This is a genomic window from Rugamonas sp. GW822-FHT03B10, from assembly GCF_058801745.1.
In genome coordinates this window covers 276,603-297,949 of the sequence record NZ_JBXANP010000001.1, presented here as the reverse complement: position 1 = coordinate 297,949, position 21,347 = coordinate 276,603, and the positions used below count along the sequence as shown (strand labels likewise).

Annotated in this window: 22 protein-coding genes; 5 read left to right on the top strand and 17 right to left on the bottom strand. The window is 67.8% G+C overall.

Translation table 11 applies throughout. The features are described 5' to 3' along the window. From gspE to gpmA, 15 genes are all read right to left on the bottom strand, one after another. Window positions 1-1,422: a type II secretion system ATPase GspE gene (gene gspE, locus AC1RQG_RS01390; protein WP_493127560.1), complete on the bottom strand. Its 1,422-nt coding sequence runs from the start codon at window positions 1,420-1,422 to the stop codon at window positions 1-3. 9 nt (window positions 1,423-1,431) lie between these two features. Further along, entirely contained in the window at window positions 1,432-3,660 is a 2,229-nt protein-coding gene (gene gspD, locus AC1RQG_RS01385) for a type II secretion system secretin GspD (protein WP_493127558.1), read from the bottom strand. Further along, window positions 3,657-4,433, bottom strand: coding sequence for a type II secretion system protein N (locus AC1RQG_RS01380; RefSeq protein ID WP_493127556.1), 777 nt, complete (start codon window positions 4,431-4,433; stop codon window positions 3,657-3,659). Before AC1RQG_RS01380 ends, gspD begins: the two co-directional genes overlap by 4 nt. Before the next feature lie 37 nt (window positions 4,434-4,470). Further along, a complete protein-coding gene (locus AC1RQG_RS01375; RefSeq protein ID WP_493127554.1) occupies window positions 4,471-4,986 on the bottom strand; it encodes a type II secretion system protein M in 516 nt (171 codons plus the stop codon). Beyond that, complete coding sequence (gene gspL, locus AC1RQG_RS01370; protein ID WP_493127552.1) at window positions 4,983-6,227, bottom strand: type II secretion system protein GspL; 1,245 nt, start codon at window positions 6,225-6,227, stop codon at window positions 4,983-4,985. The genes AC1RQG_RS01375 and gspL overlap by 4 nt, the downstream gene beginning before the upstream one ends. A gap of 27 nt (window positions 6,228-6,254) precedes the next feature. Further along, entirely contained in the window at window positions 6,255-7,232 is a 978-nt protein-coding gene (gspK, locus tag AC1RQG_RS01365) for a type II secretion system minor pseudopilin GspK (RefSeq protein WP_493127550.1), read from the bottom strand. Beyond that, window positions 7,229-7,978: a PulJ/GspJ family protein gene (locus tag AC1RQG_RS01360; protein ID WP_493127548.1), complete on the bottom strand. Its 750-nt coding sequence runs from the start codon at window positions 7,976-7,978 to the stop codon at window positions 7,229-7,231. Before AC1RQG_RS01360 ends, gspK begins: the two co-directional genes overlap by 4 nt. After that, window positions 7,975-8,364 carry a type II secretion system minor pseudopilin GspI gene (gene gspI, locus AC1RQG_RS01355; RefSeq protein ID WP_493127546.1) on the bottom strand — a complete coding sequence of 130 codons (390 nt, stop codon included), beginning with the start codon at window positions 8,362-8,364 and terminating at the stop codon, window positions 7,975-7,977. The genes AC1RQG_RS01360 and gspI overlap by 4 nt, the downstream gene beginning before the upstream one ends. Before the next feature lie 3 nt (window positions 8,365-8,367). Further along, window positions 8,368-8,832: a type II secretion system minor pseudopilin GspH gene (gene gspH, locus AC1RQG_RS01350; protein WP_493127544.1), complete on the bottom strand. Its 465-nt coding sequence runs from the start codon at window positions 8,830-8,832 to the stop codon at window positions 8,368-8,370. 17 nt (window positions 8,833-8,849) lie between these two features. Next, the gene (gene gspG / locus AC1RQG_RS01345; RefSeq protein ID WP_493127542.1) at window positions 8,850-9,293 is read right to left on the bottom strand and encodes a type II secretion system major pseudopilin GspG; all 444 of its coding nucleotides are present in this window, start codon (window positions 9,291-9,293) and stop codon (window positions 8,850-8,852) included. A gap of 138 nt (window positions 9,294-9,431) precedes the next feature. Then, window positions 9,432-11,570: an amidohydrolase family protein gene (locus AC1RQG_RS01340; RefSeq protein WP_493127540.1), complete on the bottom strand. Its 2,139-nt coding sequence runs from the start codon at window positions 11,568-11,570 to the stop codon at window positions 9,432-9,434. Window positions 11,571-11,632: 62 nt separating this feature from the next. Continuing rightward, on the bottom strand, window positions 11,633-12,397 hold the full coding sequence (locus tag AC1RQG_RS01335) for a HesA/MoeB/ThiF family protein (RefSeq protein ID WP_493127538.1): 765 nt from the start codon (window positions 12,395-12,397) through the stop codon (window positions 11,633-11,635). Window positions 12,398-12,435: 38 nt separating this feature from the next. Then, window positions 12,436-14,037: a S41 family peptidase gene (locus AC1RQG_RS01330; RefSeq protein WP_493127536.1), complete on the bottom strand. Its 1,602-nt coding sequence runs from the start codon at window positions 14,035-14,037 to the stop codon at window positions 12,436-12,438. 45 nt (window positions 14,038-14,082) lie between these two features. After that, window positions 14,083-15,537: a murein hydrolase activator EnvC family protein gene (locus AC1RQG_RS01325; RefSeq protein ID WP_493128214.1), complete on the bottom strand. Its 1,455-nt coding sequence runs from the start codon at window positions 15,535-15,537 to the stop codon at window positions 14,083-14,085. A 49-nt stretch (window positions 15,538-15,586) separates the two neighbouring features. Then, window positions 15,587-16,333, bottom strand: coding sequence for a 2,3-diphosphoglycerate-dependent phosphoglycerate mutase (gene gpmA / locus AC1RQG_RS01320; RefSeq protein WP_493127534.1), 747 nt, complete (start codon window positions 16,331-16,333; stop codon window positions 15,587-15,589). A 106-nt stretch (window positions 16,334-16,439) separates the two neighbouring features. Here gpmA and AC1RQG_RS01315 point away from each other — a divergent pair, with 106 nt between their 5' ends. The 5 genes from AC1RQG_RS01315 to AC1RQG_RS01295 all read left to right on the top strand — a co-directional run bounded on the left by AC1RQG_RS01315 (window position 16,440) and on the right by AC1RQG_RS01295 (window position 19,468). Next, window positions 16,440-16,841: a rhodanese-like domain-containing protein gene (locus AC1RQG_RS01315; RefSeq protein ID WP_493127532.1), complete on the top strand. Its 402-nt coding sequence runs from the start codon at window positions 16,440-16,442 to the stop codon at window positions 16,839-16,841. A 14-nt stretch (window positions 16,842-16,855) separates the two neighbouring features. Beyond that, window positions 16,856-17,116 (top strand): glutaredoxin 3, encoded by a 261-nt coding sequence (gene grxC / locus AC1RQG_RS01310; protein ID WP_493127530.1) that lies wholly within the window; start codon window positions 16,856-16,858, stop codon window positions 17,114-17,116. 158 nt (window positions 17,117-17,274) lie between these two features. Then, window positions 17,275-17,751 (top strand): protein-export chaperone SecB, encoded by a 477-nt coding sequence (gene secB / locus AC1RQG_RS01305; protein WP_493127528.1) that lies wholly within the window; start codon window positions 17,275-17,277, stop codon window positions 17,749-17,751. Window positions 17,752-17,925: 174 nt separating this feature from the next. Then, window positions 17,926-18,369, top strand: coding sequence for an SH3 domain-containing protein (locus AC1RQG_RS01300; RefSeq protein WP_493127526.1), 444 nt, complete (start codon window positions 17,926-17,928; stop codon window positions 18,367-18,369). Window positions 18,370-18,415: 46 nt separating this feature from the next. Continuing rightward, on the top strand, window positions 18,416-19,468 hold the full coding sequence (locus tag AC1RQG_RS01295) for an NAD(P)H-dependent glycerol-3-phosphate dehydrogenase (RefSeq protein ID WP_493127524.1): 1,053 nt from the start codon (window positions 18,416-18,418) through the stop codon (window positions 19,466-19,468). A gap of 15 nt (window positions 19,469-19,483) precedes the next feature. Here AC1RQG_RS01295 and AC1RQG_RS01290 read toward each other — a convergent pair whose 3' ends face one another. Both AC1RQG_RS01290 and AC1RQG_RS01285 read right to left on the bottom strand, forming a co-directional pair. Then, the gene (locus AC1RQG_RS01290) at window positions 19,484-20,173 is read right to left on the bottom strand and encodes a DUF2461 domain-containing protein (RefSeq protein ID WP_493127522.1); all 690 of its coding nucleotides are present in this window, start codon (window positions 20,171-20,173) and stop codon (window positions 19,484-19,486) included. 16 nt (window positions 20,174-20,189) lie between these two features. Continuing rightward, a complete protein-coding gene (locus AC1RQG_RS01285; RefSeq protein WP_493127520.1) occupies window positions 20,190-21,332 on the bottom strand; it encodes a trypsin-like peptidase domain-containing protein in 1,143 nt (380 codons plus the stop codon). Window positions 21,333-21,347: the final 15 nt, after the last annotated feature.

Genomic DNA, 21,347 nt, shown 5'->3' with positions numbered 1-21,347 from the left:
CTAGTCCTTGGTCACGCGCAGCAGTTCGGCCTGGGTGGTCACGCCTTCGCGCAGCCAGCGTTCGCCATCCTCGCGCATGGTGTGCATGCCACCGGCCATGGCGGCCGCCTTCACTTCCGCCTCGGCCGCGCGGTTGTGGATCTGGGCGCGGATCTGCTCCGTGGTCTGCAGCAGCTCGTACACGCCGACCCGGCCCTGGTAGCCGGTCTGGCCGCAATGGGTGCAGCCGACGGCGTGCCACTGGCCGCCTTCGTATGTTTTGCAGCTCGGGCACAGCTTGCGCACCAGCCGCTGCGCCAGCACGCCCAGCAAGGACGACGACAGCAGGAACGGTTCGATCCCCATGTCGAGCAAACGGGTGACGGCGGCGGCGGCGTCGTTGGTGTGCAGCGTGGCCAGCACCAGGTGGCCCGTCAGCGACGCCTGCACGGCGATCTGCGCCGTCTCCAGGTCGCGGATCTCGCCGATCATGATCACGTCCGGGTCCTGGCGCAGGATGGCGCGCAGGGCCTTGGCGAAGGTCATGTCGATGCGGGCGTTGACCTGGGTCTGGCCCACGCCGGCCAGGTCGTACTCGATCGGGTCTTCCACCGTCATGATGTTGGTGCTCGACGCGTTCAGCAGCGACAGCGCGGCGTACAGCGTGGTGGTCTTGCCGGAGCCGGTGGGGCCGGTCACCAGCACGATGCCGTGCGGCTGGTTGATCAAGGCATTGAACTGGGCCAGCATGGGATCGCTCATGCCCAGGTGCTGCAGGTCGAGCCGGCCCGCCTCCTTGTCCAGCAAACGCAGCACGGCCCGTTCGCCGTGGCCGGTGGGCAGGGTCGATACGCGCACGTCGACCGGCTTGCCGCCGATGCGCAGCGTGATGCGGCCGTCCTGCGGCAGACGCTTCTCGGCGATGTCGAGCTGCGCCATGATCTTGATGCGCGAGATCAGCGAGCCGTGGATGGCCTTGCGGGGACGGACGATGTCGCGCAGGCTGCCGTCCACGCGGAAGCGCACCACGGAGGTCTGCTCGAACGGTTCGATGTGGATGTCGGAGGCGCCGTCGCGCAGGGCCTGGGTCAGCAGCGCGTTGATCATGCGGATCACGGGCGCGTCGTCGGACGATTCGAGCAGATCCTCGATGGCCGGCACGTCCTGCAGCAGCTTGGTCAGGTCCAGCTCCGCGTCGAATTCGTCGGCCACCAGCGAGGCGTTGCCGCCGGCGCTGGCGTAGGCGGCGGCGATGGCCGTCTCCAGGTCGGCGCGCGTCATGCTCTTGAGGGTGACGCGGCCGAAGCGGCGCGACACCTCGGCGATGGCGGCCGGCGCCGTGGCGCCGCAGGTCAGCACTTCGACCGTGTTCTCCGCCTCGTCGCTGGGATGGGCCAGCAGCACGAAGTCGCGCGCGAAGGCGTAGGGCAGCAGATTGCTCATGGCGCCGCCCTAGTTCTTCACCGGCGTGGCCGCGCCGGGCGCCTGGTCCGGCTTGGGCTGGGGCGCCGGCGGCACGGGCTGCGCCACGGTGGCGCTGCCGGCGGGACGGCCGTTGACCAGCGGCGGCACCACGGGCTGGCCAAAGTCGTTGACCAGGATGCTGTCGGCCGGCTTGATGCCCAGTTGTTCGTTGCGCATGTAGTCGTAACGATCCGTGGCCAGGCTGGTGCTCTGCTCCTTGTTGCGGATGACCACCGGGCGCAGGAAGATCATCAGGTTGGTCTTCTTGCGGCTGCGGGTCTGGTACTTGAACAAGTTGCCCAGGATGGGGATGTCGCCCAGGCCGCGCACCTTGTCGGTGCCGTCGCCCGTGGTGTCCTCGATCAGGCCGCCCAGCACGATGATCTGGCCGTCGTCGGCGATCACGTTGTTCTCGATCACGCGCTTGTTGATGGTGATGCCGGCCTGCGCCGTCAGGGTCGATTTATCGACGCTGGAGGTCTCGTGGTAGATCGCCATCTTGATCGTGCCGCCTTCGGAAATCTGCGGCCGCACCTTCAACGTCAGGCCCACTTCCTTGCGGTCGATGGTCTGGAACGGGTTGGAGTTGGTGCCCGAGGTGGTGGTGAACTGGCCCGTCAGGATAGGCACGTTCTGGCCCACCTGGATGGTGGCCAGCTCGTTGTCGAGCGTGATCATGTTGGGCGTGGACAGGATGTTGGCGTTGCCGTCCGATTCCAGCGAATGCGCCAGCGCGCCCAGGCCCAGCTGGCCGGCCACCTGCTTGAACACACCGATCGACAGGCCGCCGCCGGGCAGCGTGGGCGCGGTGGTGGTGGTGCTGGTGCCGGCGCGCTGCGACAGGGCCAGCGCCGCGATGTTGTTGTTGGCGCCGCCCGTGTTGTAGGACTGCAGCCCGCCGATGCGGTAGGTGCTGTTCTCGTTGCCGGTGGCGCCCATCCACTGCACACCGAATTCGGACGCCTTGTCGGACGTGACCTCCACGATCAGCGACTCGATGTAGACCTGGGCCCGGCGCACGTCGAGCTGGTCGATCACGGCGCGCAGGTTGCGGTACACGGATTCGGGCGCAGTGATGATCAGGGTGTTGGTGGAGGCGTCGGCCTGGATGAAGCCGGCCGAGCTGGAGCCGGCCTGCTGCGGCGCGGCGCTGTTGCTCAGCAGCGGATTGCTGGGGCCACTGCTGGCGCCCGTGCCCTGGTTGGCGCCGGCCATGCCGCCCTGCCCCGCCTGGCCGGACTGGCCGCCGGTGCCGCCCTGGGCCGCGCCGCCCGTGGCGCTGGTGGCGCCGGCCGAGGCGTCGTTCGAGACCACGGCGCGCAGCGTCTGCGCCAGCTTGGTCGCCTCCGCGTTCTTCAGGTAGACCACGTGCACGTTGCCCAGTTCCGCCGTCGGCTGATCGAGCTTGGCGATCAGCGACTTGGCCAGGTTGGCGCGCGCGGCCGACGGCGCGCGCAGGATCAGGGAGTTGGTGCGCGGATCGGCCAGCACGCTGACGCGGCCCGCGTCCGTGGCGCCGCTGCCGGCGCCCGTCTCCATCAGCTTGTTGACCATGGTGGCCAGGTCGCTGGCGATGGCGTAGCGCACCGGGATCACATCCAGGTCGGTGGCGGCCGGCGCGTCGAGCGCGGCGATGATCTTGGTCAGGCGCTTGAGGTTGTCCGCGTAGTCCGTGATGACGACCGAGTTGTTGCCGGGATTGGCGTTGATGGTGTTGTTGGGCGAGATCAGCGGCCGCAGCACCGTCACCACGTTGGCGGCCGACTCGTAATTGAGGTGGAACACCTGGCTGACGATCTGGTCGCCCTTGATGGCGCTGGGCGCCGTGCCGATCAGGGTCGGCCCCGATTGCAGTTTGCCCTCCGCTTCCGGCACCACCTTGGCGTAGCCGTCGCCGCTGACGACGGCGTAGCCTTGCAGCCGCAGGGCCGACGTGAGCAGCGAGAACGCCTGCGATTTGCTGATCGACTTCTCCGACACCAGCGTCAACGTGCCCTTCACGCGCGGATCGATCACGAACGTGATGTTGGTGTAGTGGCCCACGGCCTTGATCACCGATTCGATGTCGGCGCCGACGAAATTGAGCGCGGCATCATCGTTGGCGGCCCATGCGGCAGGCGGCACGGCGGCGGCGGCCACGGCGCAGCACAACAGCGCACCCGCGCTCAGGCGGCGCAGCGCGGGAAGGGTCGGTTTGCTCACGGTCTGTTTTTTCATTGTCTGAACTCTAAGGCGATGATGTTCTTGTCGCTGTTTGCACGGCGCTGGCCCAACAAATTCAACAGGTTGGCCAGCGTATCTTCATATCCATCGGCCGCCTGCGCCTGCCCGGAAAACTGCAGACGGCCCTGATCGAGGCTGCCGCTGCCACTGAGCAGCAACGGCCCCTTGACCGAACTTAAGGTCAGCTGCGCCTGCTGGCCATGCCAGTCCAGCGCCAGCGCATAACTGCCCAGCGGCCGGATCGCCGACAGCTTGGACGCCATGTCCGTCATTTCCAGCGTGGTGCGGCCGTTCACGCTGACTGCGCCGCCGGCCACGGCCAGCTCCAGCGCCGTCCACGACAGCCGCATGGTGCCGGCCGGCGCGATCGTGTTGAGCGGCGCGCCCAGGCCGGACAAGCCTTCGGCCGGCAGCAGCAGGGCCGATGGACTGAGCTGCCACTGGCGCCAGCCGCCACGGAACGTCACGGGCTGGGCCAGCGCCTCGCTGTTCTCCAGCCGCAGTTCCACGGCGCCCAGCAGCGCCAGCGGCGACACCTGCCACGTGAAGCGCCCCGGCAGCAGCGGGGTGACGGGGCCGTTGCCGCCGGCCGCGCCGCCGATAAAGGCCGAACCGCGCCACAGCGTACCTTGCGCGTCCCCCAGCGTCAAACGTCCGCCCGTCTGGCGCTCGACCAGCGCGCCCAGCCAGCTGGCCGGGAAGCAGACCAGCAGCGTGACGATGGCGCTGAGCGCGATCGTCAGCAGCCACAACGCGGCCCGCTTCATGGAGCAGGCACCACGGAGCGCATGGACCGGCGCCCCGTCATTGCGGGCCCGCCTGGTGCAGCGTCAGCGAGGCGTCCACCTGGCCGGCCGTGGGCAGGCCGTTGATCACGGCCTCCTCCACCGTGATGCGGCCGTCGCGGCGCTGGGTGGCCAGCCAGTCGATCAGGCCGGGGTAGGACACGTTATTCAATTGCAGCCGCGCGTATTCGCCCGTGATGGCGACCGACTGCGCCGTCAGGCTGCGCGCGGCCAGGCTGGCCGTGAGGCTGTCGCGCGTCATGGCCGGCGGCGCCACCCGGGCCTGGCCCTTGAGCGCGGAGGCCTGCAACGCCAGCGCCTGCAATTCCGCCTCCTGCTGGTGCAACTGCGGCAGTTCCTTGCGCAGTTTCACTCGCCCTTCCATGGCCGGCGCCAGCAACACCGCGTAGGCCAGCGCCACGCCCACCACGGCCCCGCCCACGGTGAGGAACTTGCGCTCCTGTTCCGTGCGCGCCTGCCAGAATTGCTCCGCGCCGGCGCGGTACTGGGCCAGCGACGCTTTCAATGTGCTCATGCTTTGCTCCCGGTGCCGACGCGGATCTTCCATACGCCGGGCGCCGCTTCCGACAGATCGAGCTTGCGCGCGGCCAGCGCCGCGCGGATCTGGCCCATGGCGGCGGCATCGACCATGTTGGGTTTGACTTTCACCTGCAGCGCGCGCTCGCGGTATTCGAGCGTGGCCACGATGTTCTTGTCCGGCAGGCTGGCCAGCGCTTCGCCGAAGGCGGCGGCCAGGGCGCCGAATTCATCGCCGGCCAGCGCGCCATTGTCGGCGCTGGCGGCCGCGATGTGCTGGCGCATCTGGGCGACCGGGTCGAGCATCGACTCGTTCGGATAGGCCGACTTGAAGATCTGCTGGATCGACAGGTGCAACTGGCCGGCCTCGCGCTTCAGGCGCAGCCATTCGATGTTCATGCCCGCCACGTTGACGGCCAGCGCCAGCACGGCCAGCCGCAGCGGCCAGCGCCAGCGCTGCCACTGGCGCGCCGACAGGCCGCTGGCGCCCACGGCGGCGGCCAGGTCGGGCGCGGCCGTGCGCGCGGCGGCGATCCAGTGCGGCCACTGGTCCTCCTGCAGCGTGATGGCGGGCTGCCCGGCCGGCTGCGCGGCGGCCAGCGTCTCGTAGCGGCGCAGCTCCACGGGCGGCAGGTACAGCGTGACGGGCGAATCGCCGGCCAGCGCGCGCAGCGTTTGCAGCACAGCTTCCGGCTGGGCCGGCAGGGCCAGGCCCAGGCCATCCGTCTGCGACTGGCGCAGCGTCAGTTCACAACCACCATCATTGGTGCTGAGCGCGGCCGACACGGCGCCCGGCTGCAGCGGCAGGCACAGTTGGGCCGGCAGCAGCGCAATGCTGTGCGCGCCCTGCGCCTGCAAGGCTTTGACCAGCACTTCCAGCCAGGCGCGCTGCGCCACGGCCACCGTGCGTTCGGCGCCGCCGTCCGGCGCCGGGCCCACGGCCAGCACGCAGTCGGCCGGATCGCCGAGGATGTGTTCTTCCACCAGCGCCGGCAGGGCCGCCTTCAGGCGCGCCGGCGACAGCGGCGGCACGCTCACGCGCAGCAGCGTCACGTCGGGCGCGGCCAGCAGCAGCGTCACGCGCCGCGCGGACGCCACCATGTCGGCCAGGCTGCCCAGCGGCGATGCGCCCTGCTGCAGCACATTGCCGCCGTCGCCCACCAGCGCGAACGGGCAGGCCTGCGCCGCGCCGCTGTCGATGCTGGCCTTGGCCGGATAGCGGATAAATAGGGTAGTCAAAGGAGCTCGCTTTCGTGTTTCGCCATCTCAGTTTTGCCGTATCCAGACCAGGTCTGTCTTGAAATTCACACCGTTCTCGCGCTGTATCAGCGCCTGCGCGTCCAGGTTGGCGCGATCCAGCCGCACCTGGCTCAACACCAGGAAGTAATCGCTCCTGACGTCGATGGCCACTTTGCCACTCACCTGCTTGCCGTACAACTGATCCTTGTAATCTTTCACGTAGTTGAAGGATGCCTGCTTGCGGTGGTAGGCCAGGGCCGCCGCCTCGGCCATCGAAAAATTCTCGGGCAGCGCCGCCAGCAGTTCCACCGGCGCCGTGTTGACGTTGATGGCCGTCCGCGTGGGCAGCACGATCACGAAATCGCGCAGCCGTTCGATCGCCTGCGGCGTGAAACCGGCCACCGCCAGCAAGTCCTCGACCCGCATCATCTCCATCGGCTCGACGCCAGCCTGCACCGGCAGCGCGTTCGACGCGGCCTGCCCCTGGGGCGCGGGCTGCTGCGCGCGCGCCACCGCGTCGGCCACGGCCTGCGCCAGCGAGCCATCGAGCTGCAACACCGTCAACAAGCGCTGGAACACGGCCACCTGCTCCGCCAACGGCACCCGGGCCTCCGCAAGATTGGCGAGATTGTAACGCGACTGGGCATCCGTCATCCGGCCTGACAAAGTAGCGTTGAAGTTCTCACCCTCCACCCGCTCCCGTTCCACGTACTGGTCCAGCCGGGTTTCTGCCAGCGGCGTGGCCCACACGCCGTCCAACGTCGTGACCTTGCCGCCGCCGGTCCGGCCATCCTCGCGCAGGATCAGACGCGCCCAGTCCAGCGCGCCGCGCAGGATCCAGCGCGTTTGCAGTTGCAGCCGCTGGTTCTCCATCGAGCGCACCTGCACCTGCTGCTGCCAGAACAGGCTGGCCACGATGGTCACGGCCAACGTGGTCAGCAGCAGCGCCGTGACGACGGCCACGCCGCCCTGGCGCAGCAAGGGACGCGGGCGGCGCGCCATCATACGGCCCCCAGCAGGAAGATCTTGACCAGCGCCGTCGGCAGCCCCGGCATCTGCAACGACACTTCCAACCCCGTCGGCGCGTTGTTGGACAGCGGCGCCGTCACCTGCGTGGCGGTGGGCGGATTCGCCCCTCCCCCACCGCCCGGCGCGCCGCCTTGACCGCCTTGACCGCCTTGTCCACCTTGGCCGGAGGTGACCGTGACCTGCTGCGGGCCCGCAGCCGGCAGCGAGACGCTGGCCGCCGCGCGCCAGCTACCGTTCTGCCACAACCGCATGGTCATCCCGGTCAGGCCCGATTGCAGGGTGACGGCCGGCGCCGGATCGGTGTCGCTGCGCGCGCCCTGCCACAGCATGTCGAGCTGCGCCAAGTCGCGGGTGGCCGCCGATTCGCGCCGCAGCAGCACCCCGTCGCGCACGCGGTAGGACACCACCAGCAGGCGCGATGGCTCATTCTCCGTCAGCACCGTGCGCACCAGCGTCAAACGGTCCGTCTCGGCCAGCAGGTTGGCGCGGCCATGCAGCAGCGCGGTGGGCGCCAGGTTTTCGCAATCGCTCTGCATCTGCGCGAACGCCAGCTGCATGCCGCGGGTCTGCTCCATCTGCGCCGTCAACGCCTGGCGCGAACGGATGATGCCATCTAGCCCGCGCCAGCCCAGCACGGCCACGATGGCCAGGATGGAAATGGCCACCAGCAGTTCGATCAGGGTGAAGCCGCGCATGCGCGGACGATGACGCCGCGTCGTCATTGGTTCAGCACCAGTTGCACCAGCTTGATGATGCGGCGCTCGGGATTGTTCTGGTCCACCACGCTCACCTCGACCCGGCGCAGGCGCGGATTGGGGCTGGCGATCACCTCCTCCTGGCACACCAGCTGCAGGTCGCCCTGCGGACAGTCGAAGCTCTGCTTGCCCACGGGCGGGAAGGTGCGGGCCAGGCGGATCTGCACCAGCCGGTTCTCGGCCGACCAGGTGGCCATCATGGCGCTGCGCAGGCCGTTGCTGTTCTGGGTCAGGCTGCCCACGGCGCGCAGCGAGGCACCGAGCGCCGTGCCGACGATGACCAGCGCCACCAGCACTTCCAGCAGCGTGAAGCCGCGCTGGCGGCGGACGGAGGATGACGGGATGCGGCCCATGGTTCAGTCGACCGTGAAATGGCCGATGCCGTCGGCGCGGATGGCGACCGTGCCGCTGTCGCTGGCCAGGGTCAGCACGAACGGCTTGTCGACCGGCTCGCGGCCGAACGTGATGCGCAGGCTGGGCCCGGGCGTGGTGGACGGCGGATCCAGCAACAACGTGATGGGGGCATGCTTGAATTCGCGCTCGCGCAGCAGATCGTCGCCGGTGACGGTCTGCCAGCGCTGCTCGTTGCGGACCAGGAAGCGGTAGCGGTCCGACTCCGCCTCGAACGCGATCAGGCGGTTACGCACGATGGCCTCGTCCCGCGCCAGCTGCAGCAGCAGAGCGATGCGCTGGGCTTCCTGCTGCATGCCCTGCTGGCGACTCGGCATGGCGTTGAGCGACACCAGCCCCAGCGTGATGCCCAGGATGACCATCACCACCAGTAGTTCGATCAGGGTGAACCCGCGCGACACGGCGCGCATGACAGCTGGCTCCCGCCTTAATTGTCCCAGGAGCCGATGTCGGCATCATCGCCGGTGCCGCCCGGCTGGCCGTCGGCGCCCAGCGAGAACACGTCGATCTCGCCCTTGATGCCGGGCGACAGGTACTGGTAGGGATTGCCCCACGGGTCTTTCGGCATCTTCTCCAGGTAGCCGCCGGACTTCCAGCCATTGGCGGCCGGGCCCGTGGTGGGCTTGCTCAGCAGCGCCTGCAAGCCCTGCTCGGTGGTCGGATAGCGCTGGTTATCGAGCTTGTACAGCTTGAGCGCCTGCATCACGGTGGCGATATCGACCTTGGCCGCCGCGATCTTCGACTCGCCCGTGCGGCTGAGCAGCTTGGGCACGACCAGCGCGGCCAGCACACCCATGATGACCACCACCACCATGATTTCGATCAGCGTAAAACCGCGCGCGGCGCGGCGGGGGATGGACTGTTTTTTCATTGGACCGGCAAAAGTAGGTTAAATATTTGAAAAGAGTGCTGAGTATAAGGCCGAACCGGCGCGGCCAGCAAAACCGCGCCGACGATTATGCCCGGGCCACGCTTAAAGCGGGGTTAATCGCATGCCACGCTCCCGGCGTTAGTCGCGCTGGCGGGCCAGCGCTTCGATGCGGGCGCGGGCGCCGTCGTTGCCGCCGGCCGAGGCGTGGTTGGTCGACACCGGCGCCAGCGCCTGCACCGCCGGCTGCTGCTCGACGAACGGCGTAATGCCCAGCGCCGCGTCGATCTCGCGCGGGTAGATCAGGTAGCCGCGCGTGATGACGGCGGCCACCTTGCGCACGTCGGCGATGTCCTTGGTGGGGTCGCCGTCCACCAGCACCAGGTCGGCCAGCTTGCCCGGCGTGACGCTGCCGCGCTCATTGCTGGTGCGCGTGTAGCGCGCGCCGTTGCGGGTGGCCACCTGCAGCGCCTGGGCCGGCGTGAGGCCGGCCTTGACCAGCAATTGCAGTTCCGATTGCAGCGTGAAGCCGGCCAGATCGTCGGTGCCGGCCACGATGGGCACGCCGGCGCGGTACAGGATGCCGACGAACTGCACCATCTTGTCGTACGATTTCCGATAACGCCGGTAGGTGGCGTCGTCCGCGATCTTCATGGTGCCGACCGAGAAGCCGCGCTTGACGTCGGGCGGCATGTGGTCGGCGATGGGGCCGAACGGCTCGCTCATGTCGCCGTCGCGCTGCTTGAAGAAGGCGAAGGCCGACATGGTGGGGTCGATCGAGATCTGCTTTTTCGCCAGCTCGGCCACGTAATCCCTGACCGGCTTGGAATTGAAGTCCAGGCCCGCCACTTTTTCCGCCGGCAGCGTGAAGCGCTCCAGCGTGCGCGTTTCCGTGGTCGGCGTGACGAGGAAGTTCAGCAGCACCTGGTTGATGTGCTGGATTTCGTCGTAGCCGGCGTCCAGCGCCTGCTGCGCGCGCAGCCCGGCCGGGATGTGGCCGGACACGCGCATGCCACGGCTGTGGGCATAGGCCACCGTCTCCTTGAGGATCTCTTTCGGGAACGAGTTGTAGATTTTCAGCTGCGGGTAGCCATGTTCGGCGTACCAGTCGATCGCGTTCTTGGCCTGCGCCAGATCCTTGATGACGAAGCCGCCGTTGGCCGAATACGGGCTCTCGCCTTCCAGGAAACCGGCCGGCACCACCTGCGGCGCCAGCAGCTTGCCGGCGATGGTCTCATCGAGCATCTGCTGCAACTGGGCGTTGTCGTTGCCCATGTCGCGCACGCTGGTCACGCCGGCCGCCAGGTTCAGGGCGCCGGACCAGCGGTCCACGTGACCGTGCATGTCGAACAGGCCGGGCAGCATGATGCGGCCGGCCGCGTCGATCTGGTTGACGGCGCCGCGCACGGGCGCGCCCGCCGGCAGCACGGCCGTGACGCGGCCGCGCAGCACGTACACGTCGGACGGCGCGCCCACGGTGGCCTTCTCGCTGTCGAACACGCGCGCGTTGCGCACCACGGTCAGGCCGGTGAGCGGGTGTTGCAGCTGGGCCGCCACGTCGGCCAGCATCTTGCTCTCGGCCGCCTTCTGGCGCACGGCCAGCGCCGCGCCATTGTGCTGCCAGCCCTGCTCCAGCATGGTGGCGAAACCGGGAATGACGACCCCGAACAGGCGCGGCTTGGCGCCGGTGGTGGCCCAGTAGAACGACGGCGACAGGCCGACGCCGGTTTGCGCCAGCAGCTGCACGGTCTGGGTTTGCGGGTGGGCCGCGTCGTCGCCCGTCACTTCCACCGTGTCGATCACGCGCTGGCTCAGGGTGCCCGACGGCAGCAGCGGCAGCTTGCCGTCGGCCGTGGCGGCCAGCGCGCCGATGCCGGCCGAGACCACCTCGAAGGAACTGTTCAACGGCAGGTAGGCGGCCGGGCCGCTGACGGTCTTGCTGCCCTGCTCGGAGCTGGACTTCCATTCGGCGCGGTCGCCGTGGCGCACGAAATGTTCATTGACGGCGTTGCCGAAGGTGGAACTGCCCTTGACCGTGTATTCGGTCATGGTGCCGTCCGCGCCGAGGCGGAACTGCTCCTCCAGTTCCGGGCCGCGGCCATTGTCCTTGTAGCTGAAACTCACCTTGGTCAGGCCATCGTCTTCGTGCCGCACCACCTGCTGGCCGATCTGCTTGCCGTTCTCGGCGATGATCAGGTATTGCGTGGTGCTGGCGGCATGGGCGGACGCGCCGAACGCGGCGGCCAGGGCCAGGGACAACAGGGAAAGGCGGTTCAGCATCGTGGGGATCTCCGTTTTTTAGGGAAAGGATGGAACGTCGTCTTGCATTGAATTTTTTGAGACTATGCGGCCGGCGGGTGGTGTCCGGCGCACACGGGACAGTCGCCGTTGCGGGCAACGGCGATGCTGGTCCACTCCATGTGCAGGCCGTCGAGCAGCAGCAGCCGGCCGGCCAGCGACTGGCCGATGCCCATAATCAGTTTGAGCGCCTCGGCCGCCTGCATGGCGCCCACCACGCCCACCAGCGGCGCGAACACGCCCATGGTGGAGCAGGCCACGTCCTCGAACTGCTGGTCCTGCGGGAACAGGCAGGAGTAGCACGGCTGGTCGCCGCCGCGCGGGTCGAACACGCTGACCTGGCCGTCGAAGCGGATCACGGCGCCCGACACCAGCGGCTTGTCGTGGGCCACGCAGGCGCGGTTGATGGCGTGGCGGGTGGCGAAGTTGTCGGTACAGTCGAGCACCACGTCGGCCGCCGCCACCAGTTCGGCCAGGCGGGCGTCGTCCACCCGTTCGACCAGCGCCTCGATAACGATCTCTGGATTGATCTGCTCCAGCGTCAGGCGCGCGGAGGCGGCCTTGGGCTGGCCCACGCGCGCCGTCGTGTGGGCGATCTGGCGCTGCAGGTTGGTCAGGTCCACCGTGTCGTTGTCGACCAGGGTCAGCTTGCCCACGCCGGCCGAGGCCAGGTACATCGCGGCCGGCGAACCGAGGCCGCCGGCGCCGATCACCAGCGCGTGCGACTGCAACAGCGCGGTCTGGCCTTCAATGCCGATTTCGTCGAGGAGGATGTGGCGCGAGTAGCGCAGCAGTTGCGAGTCGTTCATCGGTAGTGGGACTGGACCGGCACTCGCGCGCCGGCCGCTTATTTTTTGGTCGGAGTCGGCTTGGTGTCGGGTTTGGCGTCCGCCTTGGCGTCGGCCTTGGCGTCGGCCTTGGCGTCGGCCTTTGCGTCGGCTTTGGCATCCGCCTTGGCGTCGGTCTTGACGGCCGGGATCGCGTCCACGTCGGACTTGGTGGCCGGCTTGGCATCCGCCTTCACGTCGGCCACGGCCGCGCCTTCGGCCTTGGCCAGCTTGACGGGCAAGCCCTTGAAGTGGTTGAGCGCCTGCGCCAGCTGGAAGTCGTCCTTGGAGCCGTATTCGAACGGCTTTTGCTTACGGGCCGCGGCCAGCAGACGCTGTTCCTCCTCCAGCTCGTCGCGCTTGTCGGCGCGGGCCACGGCGCCTTGCGCGCCATCCTGGCCATCGTCGCTGCCCAGGTGCTTCTGCAGGTCGGCCTCGCGCACGCGCAAGCCGTTCAAGCCGTCGCCGTCGGCCGTCTCGTCCACCAGCAGGTCGGGCACGATGCCCTTGGCCTGGATCGAACGGTTATGCGGCGTGTAGTAGCGCGCCGTGGTCAGTTTGACGGCCGTGTCGGCCGTCAGCTGGCGCAGCGTCTGCACCGAGCCCTTGCCGAAGGTCTGCGAGCCCATGATGATGGCGCGCTTGTAGTCCTGCAGCGCGCCGGCCACGATCTCGGAGGCCGAGGCCGAGCCGCCGTTGACCAGCACCACCAGCGGCACATCCTTGAGCGCGGCCGGCAGCTTGGCCAGCGGATCGCCGCCGTTGCGGCCGGCGTAGAACTCGCGGCGGCCGTAGAAGGTCTGTTTCGATTCGAGCAGCTGGCCGTTGGTGGACACGATCACCGCGTCCTTGGGCAGGAAGGCGGCCGACACGCCGATCGCGCCCGGCACCACGCCGCCCGGATCGTTGCGCAGGTCGAGCACCATGCCCTTGATGTGCGGCTCCTGGGCGTACAGGGCGCTGATCTTCTTCGCCATGTCCTCCACGGTCGGTTCCTGGAACTGCGAGATGCGCACCCACGCGTAACCGGGTTCGATCAGCTTGGCCTTGACGCTCTGGACGCGGATCTCCTCGCGCACGATGGTCAGCGTGAGCGGCTTGTCGAGGTCCTTGCGGGTGATGTTGAGCACCACCTTGGAATGGGGCTCGCCGCGCATCTTCTTGACGGCCTCCTCCAGCGTGAGGCCCTTGATCGGGTTGCCGTCGATGCGGGTGATCAGGTCGCCGGCCTTGATGCCGGCCTTGAACGCGGGCGTGTCCTCGATCGGCGACACCACCTTGATGTAGCCATCCTCCATGCCCACTTCGATGCCGATGCCGACGAACTTGCCGGCCACCGTCTCGCGCATCTCCTTGAACGCCTTCTTGTCCAGGTAGACGGAATGGGGGTCGAGCGACGACACCATGCCGGAGATGGCTTCCGTCAGCAGCTTCTTGTCGTCCACGCTTTCCACGTAGTCGGACTTGATCAGGCTGAACACATCCGACAACTGGCGCAGCTCTTCCAGCGGCAGGGGCGACACGCCGGCCTTTTGGGCGATGGCGGAAAACTGCAGGGAGGCCGCGATGCCGGCCACCATGCCCAGGCCGATCAGGCCGAAACTCTTGACTTTGTTGCCCATGAAACCTCTGCGGCCTAAAACGGCGGACTAAAACGGCGGAAAACGCTAGAACCTGACCCAACCGGCCGGATCGAACGGACGGCCCTGGTGGCGAAGCTCGAAGTATAAACCTGATTCTTCGTTACCGCCGCTGTTTCCGGCGCTGGCGATGGCGTCGCCGGCCTTGACGATGTCGCCGGCCCGTTTGAGCAGCGACTGGTTATTGCCATAGATGCTCATGTACTGGCCGCCGTGGTCGACGATGATGAGGTTGCCGAAGCCGCGCAGCCATTCCGCGAACACCACGCGGCCGGCGGCGATGGCGTGGATGTCGGCCCCTTCGGTGGCGCGGATGAACACGCCCTTCCAGCTCGGGCCGTCGCCGCGCTTGGCGCCGAACCGGGCGGCCAGCTTGCCGGCCACGGGCGCGCGCAGCCGGCCCTTCAGGGCCTCGAACGCGCCGGCCGGCGCGGCCGGGGCCAGGGCGATGTCGGCCGGCTTGGCGGCTGGCTCGTCCTTCGGTTCCGGCTTCGCCTGCTGGGCGACCTTGGGTTCGTCCGCGTCGATCGGTTCCAGCTTCACGGGCGGCTTGGCGGGCGCCGGCGCTGGCTTGACGGCCGCGCCGGTCTTGCCGGCCCTGGCCAGACGCTCGCGTTCGGCGCGCGCCGCGGCCTCGGCCGCGCGGGCCTGGGCCAGCGCCTGGGCCTTCGCCTGCGCGTCGGCCTTGGCCTTGGCGGCGCGGGCGGCGGCCAGTTCCTGCTGGCGGCGCTGCTCGGCGGCGGCGGCCTCGGCCTGTTCCTTGATCAGGCGCGACAGCTTGTCGACCAGGCCGGCCATGCGCTGCTCGTCGCGCTCGACGTTGCCCGCTTCCTTGCGCTGGGCCACCAGCCGCTTGGACAGCGTGGCCAGCAAGGCCGCGCGGCGGCCCTTCTCCTGCTCGAGCAAGGCTTTTTGCTGCAATTCTTCTTCCGCGATCTCGGCCAGCTCGTCCTTGGCGTTCTGCGCCTCGGCCTGGTTGGCTTCCACGGCCTTCAGATTGGCCCGCAAGGCCTCGAGCAGACGGGCCTGCGCCTGCGACACATAGGCCAGCATCTGCAGGTCGCGGTTGATGCGGTTGGGGTTGTCACCTGACAACAATAACTTGATGCGGTCCTCGTTGCCCGCCACGTACTGCTGGCGCAGCAGGCGCGCCAGTTGCTGCTTTTGCTGCTCGACCGTCACCACCAGCCGGTCGTGCTCGACCGACAGGCGGGCCAGCTTGTCGTTGGTGGCGGCCTGCTCGGCCGTCAGGTCGCGCAGCGTGCGGTTGGCGTCGGAGATCGCCTGCTCGGACTCGGCCAGCGTGTCGGCCGCGTCGTCCTTGGCCGACTCGGTCTTGCTGATGTCGCGCTTGAGGGCGCTGAGCTTTTGCTGCAAGCCGGCGCGCTCGGCCTCGGCCGCCGCTTTCTGCTTGGCGCGTTCCGTGGTGCGCGCGTGCGCCGCGCCGCCGGCCAGGGCCAGGGACAGCAAGGCGCACAACAGCACGGCTACGCCGCGGCCACGGCCGCGGGGGACTTGAGGCAGCGGCAAATTACTTGGCCTTCCCTTGGTTGGCCACGGCCGCCTGCGCCGCCGCGATGGCGGCCGCGTCGCCCAGGTAGTAGTGGCGGATCGGCTTGAGGTCGGCGTCCAGCTCGTACACCAGCGGCTGGCCGTTGGGGATGTTCAGGCCGACGATGTCCTCGTCGCTGATGCCGTCGAGCATCTTGATCAGGGCGCGCAGGCTGTTGCCGTGGGCCGAGATCAGGATCTGCTTGCCGGCGCGGATGGCGGGCGCGATCTCCTCGTCCCAGGCCGGCATCACGCGCGCCACGGTGTCCTTCAGGCATTCTGTCAGCGGGATCGACGACTTGGGCAGGCCGGCGTAGCGCGGGTCGTTGAACGAGGTGCGGTCGTCGTTCTCGGCCAGCGGCGGCGGCGGGGTGTCGTAGCTGCGGCGCCACACCAGCACCTGGTCGTCGCCGTACTTGGCGGCCGTTTCCGCCTTGTCCAGGCCCTGCAGCGCGCCGTAGTGGCGCTCGTTGAGGCGCCAGTCATGCTTGATCGGCAAGTACATCATATCCATCGCGTCCAGCGTCAGCCACAGGGTGCGGATGGCGCGCTTGAGCACCGAGGTGTAGGCCAGGTCGAAGGTGAAACCGGCTTCCTTCAGGACGGCGCCGGCCGCCGTCGCTTCGGCGATGCCCTTTTCCGTCAGGTCGACGTCGGTCCAGCCGGTGAAGCGGTTCGACAGGTTCCAGGTGGATTCGCCATGGCGCATGAATACGATTTTGTACATAGGACTATCTTCAAAAAGGAGTGAACGGACAGAAAGACGCGGCTAACAGAACTCTTCCAGCCTTCTATTTTATAATGCGCGCATCAACTTCAACCATTGGACCACCGTGAAATTCTTCATTGATAATATTTTCATCATCGCCATCGTGCTCGTTTCGGGCGGCGCCCTGCTGTGGCCGGCCCTGACCCAACGCGGCAAGCGCGCCTCCGCGCTGGAAGTGACCCAGTTGATAAACCGCGGCAAAGCCACCATTGTGGATGTACGCGACGCCACCGAGTTCGCCACCGGACACTTGCCTAACGCCAAGAACATCCCGCTGGCCGACCTGGCCAAGCGCGTGGGCGAACTCGATGGCGCGAAAAGCAAGAGCGTGATCGTGGTGTGCCAGAGCGGCGCGCGCGCCGCCTCGGCCGCCGGCCTGTTGCAGAAGGCCGGCTTCGCCGATGTCGTCAATCTGGATGGTGGTGTTGCCGCGTGGAAAACCGCCGGCCTGCCGCTGTCGAAATAATGGAAGGAAGCCGCATGAGCGCACCCGTAACCCTGTATAGCACCGCCGTCTGCCCCTACTGCGTGCGCGCCGAGCGCCTGCTGGAAGCGAAGGGCGTGACCGACATCAACAAGATCCGCGTCGACCTCGATCCGGCCCAGCGCGTGCTAATGATGGAACGCACGGGCCGCCGCACGGTGCCCCAGATTTACATCGGCGACACCCACGTGGGCGGCTTCGACGACCTGTACGCGCTCGACCAGGCGGGCGGCCTGGACCCCTTGTTAAAAGGTTAAAACACCCCAAATACAACGTGAGGGTGGAAATCGTCGGATTTTGAATTGGTTTTGATACAATTGCCCTCGCGTTTGATTTGAGCCTTCCAGAAGACCTCGCAAACAAACCTATATGGGGCGGCGACCGCCGCTCGTGTCCACTATAACGAAAGCGTTCCATGTCTGAAGAAAACCTGCAACCAGTATTCCAAATCCAACGCGTCTACCTGAAGGACATGTCGCTGGAGCAACCGAATTCCCCAGCCATCTTCCTGGAACAGGAAGCGCCGACCATCGAAGTGGCACTGGACGTGGGCGCCGAGCCCCTGGCCGACGGCATCTTCGAGTCGACCGTGACCATCACCGTGACCGCCAAGATCAAGGACAAAGTGGCGTTCCTGGTCGAAGGCAAGCAAGGCGGCATCTTCGAGGCACGCAACATCCCCGCCGAGCAGCTCGATCCGCTGCTGGGCATCGGTTGCCCGAACATCGTCTACCCTTACCTGCGCGCCAACATCGCCGACGTGATCACCCGTGCCGGCTTCCCGCCCGTGCACCTGGCGGAGATCAACTTCGAAGTGTTCTACCAGCAGCGCATGGCGGCGATGGCCGAAGCGGCCGCCAAGGCCAACGGCGACGCCACCCCAGCAAACTAAGAAGGCGTTTCAAAACGACCGTGGCGAGGCGTGGCGACGAAGACCGTGCGCCCGCACGGCAAGGAGCCACAACGACGCCATGGGCTTTTTGAGATGACTTCTAAGCAGCACAGCAAGCCAGACCGGCGCGCCGCGTCACACGCGCCCGCCGGTCTGTTACCATTAAGGCAAGCAATGACATTACCCCGTTGGATCGCAGGCGCCCTGCTGATGCTGGCCGCGGCCACCAGCCAGGCGTTCGACTTCAAGACGGTGGGCGCGGCCCCGGCCATTTTGTACGATGCCCCCTCCACCAAGGGCGGCAAGCTGTTCATCGTTCCACGCGGCACGCCGCTGGAAGTGGTGCTGACCTATGGCGAATGGGTCAAGGTGCGCGACCTGAGCGGCGAACTGGCGTGGACGGAGGCCAAGGGCCTGAGCGCCAAGCGCAACGTGATCGTGCGCAGCGCCAACGTCAAGATCCGCGCCACGGCCGACGACAATGGCGCCCCCGTGTTCACCGCCGACAAGGGCGTGTTGCTGGAACTGCTGGAACCGGCCGCCGGCGGCTGGGTCAAGGTGCGGCACCGCGACGGCCTGACCGGCTACATCAAGAATACCGACATCTGGGGCCTGTGAGGCCCGGGCGGCCCGGTGCCGCCCATACAACGCTGCCCGAGGCGCCATGCAAGACCAATCAAGCAATAAGACCGCCGTCGCGCGCAACATCACCGTGCTGGGCGCTGGCGCCTGGGGCACGGCCGTGGCCATCGCCCTCGCGCAGCGCCACGCCGTGCGCCTGTGGGGCCGCGACACGGCCGCCATGCAGGCCATGGCGGCGGCCGGCGAGAACCAGCACTACCTGCCCGGCTTCCCGTTCCCGGCCGGCCTGACCGTCGAGCCCGATTTCGACGCGGCCGTGGCCCACGCGGCCGGCCCGGACGGCTTGCTGATCGCGGCCTGCCCGGTGGCCGGCCTGCGCCCGCTGCTGGAGCAACTGAAAAGCCGCGCCATCGGCAAGCTCGTGTGGCTGTGCAAGGGCTTCGAATACGGCACCGGCTTGCTGCCGCACCAGATCGTGCGCCAGGTGCTCGGCGACAGCGTGCCGGCCGGCGCCCTGTCCGGCCCCTCGTTCGCGCAGGAAGTGGCGCGCGGCCTGCCCTGCGCGCTGACCATCGCCTCCGACTCGGCGCCGTTGCGCGAGGCCGTCGTCTCGGCCGTCCACGGCGGCAATATCCGCGTGTACGCCAGCACCGACCTGGTGGGGGTGGAAGTGGGCGGCGCCGTCAAGAACATCCTGGCCATCGCCACCGGCGTGGCCGACGGCCTGGGCCTGGGCCTGAACGCGCGCGCCGCGCTGATCACGCGCGGCCTGGCCGAAATCACGCGGCTCGGCACCCGCCTCGGCGGCCAGGTGGAAACGTTCATGGGGCTGACCGGCATGGGCGACCTGATCCTGACCTGCACCGGCGACCTGTCGCGCAACCGGCGCGTGGGGCTGGGCCTGGCCCAGGACAAGCCGCTGGACGTGATCGTGCAGGAACTGGGCCACGTGGCCGAGGGCGTGCCGTGCGCCAAGGCCGTGCGCGACCTGGCCGCCAAGCTGGGCGTGGACATGCCCATCACCAACGCCGTGGCCGGCGTGCTGTTCGACGGTGTGCCGCCCAAGGCCATGGTGGCGCGCCTGCTGGCGCGCGACCCGCGCGACGAGAAGATCGCGCCGGACAGCGGCAACTAAGTCGCCCTGGCGGCCTTATTCGGCCGCTTCTTCCTCTTTCGCCTGCCGCATCCAGGTCACCAGCGCGAACGCATCGTGCATGCCGCCGGCGATGGTGGGCACCAGTTGCTCTGGCCGGTTGATCGGCAAGTCGATCTCCGTCCACACGAAGAAACTTTTCAGCTTGATGTATTCGATGTGCTCGGCCTCGGGATCGAAACCCTTGGGCGGACGCATCAGCTTGCCCTCGTTCTGGATGTCGCCGAAGGTGGCGCGCAGGCGCTTGTTCTTGAGCACCTTGGTGAAGCCGGCCGCGTCGTCGACCATCAGCTGGCGCAGGGCGCGCAGCCGGCCCGGCGGCGGCATGTACTCGCCGGCGCCGAACAACAGTTTGCCGTTGCCATCCATCTGGAAATAATAGGTCGGGCCGCCCGCCTTGCTGGGCCGGCGCATGTCGTTGGGCGCGATGGCGGCCGAGAACCGGGTCTTGTACGGGCTCTTGTCGTGGGCGAAGCGCACGTCGCGGTTGATGCGGAACATGGCCTTCTTGGGATTGCAGAACTTGACGGCCGGATCGAACTTGCCCAGCGCGGCGATCAGCTCCGTCACCACCTGCAGGAACTCCTCGCGCAGGATGTCGTAGCGCGGCTTGTTCATGATGAACCAGGGACGGTTGTTGTTCTGTTCCAGCTCGTTGAGGTAATGGGTCAGGTCGCGCAGGTGCATGCAGGTTCCGGTGAGGTTATTTGACGCCGGCCGGCCGCTTGCCCACGACGATGTCGAGCGTGGTTTCGCGGCTCTTGCGCAGCACCGTCATTTTGGCGTTGCCGCCCGGCGTGAGCTGGGCGATCAGGTTCAGCACTTCATTGGTGTCGGCCACCGGCCGGCCTTCCACCGACAGCAGGATGTCGCCCGGCTTCATGCCGCCCTTGTCGGCCGGGCCGTTGCGCACCACGCCGGCGATGATGGCGCCGCTCTGCCGGCTCAGGCCGAAGCTTTCCGCCAGCTCGGGCGTGATCTCCTGGGTCTCCACCCCGATCCAGCCGCGCACCACGTGGCCGGACTTGATGATCGCCTCCATCACGGAGCGGGCGGTGGAGACGGGGATGGCGAAGCCGATGCCGACCGAGCCGCCGGTCTGCGAGTAGATCGCCGAGTTGATGCCGAGCAGGTTGCCGTTGGTGTCGATCAGCGCGCCGCCCGAGTTGCCGAAGTTGATGGCGGCGTCGGTCTGGATGAAGTTCTCGAAGTGGTTGATGTGCAGGTTGTTGCGGCCCAGCGCGGAAATGATGCCCATGGTGACGGTCTGGCCCACGCCGAACGGGTTGCCGATGGCCAGCACCACGTCGCCGACCTGGGCTTGCTCGGGCTGGCCCAGCACGATCACGGGCAGCTTGTCGAGGCCGATCTTGATGACGGCCAGGTCCGTTTCCGGATCCGTGCCCACCACCTTGGCGGCCGACTTGCGGCCATCGGCCAGCACCACTTCGATCTCGTCGGCCGCCTCCACCACGTGGTTGTTGGTCAGGATGTAGCCTTCCGGGCTGACGATGACGCCCGAGCCGAGGCTCGATTCCTCATCGTCGGGCTCGCCGTCGCGGTCGCCGAAGAATTTCTTGAAGAACGGGTCGCGCAGCAAATGCTTGCCGCGCCGCGGCGCCTTGCTGGTGAGGATGTTGACGACGGCCGGCATGGCGCGCGCGGCCGCCAGGCGGTAGCTGCCCGAGCTGTGCGCCGACGACGCCGGCAACGCCAATGCCGGCGCCGGACCGGCGGACGCGGGCGCCCGCCCGCCCACGGCCCCGTTGCCCAGGGCCGTATAGACAAAATACAGTGCCAGTACGATGGTCACCGTTTGCGCAAACAATAACCACAGTCGTCGCATAGCGTTTCTATCAGG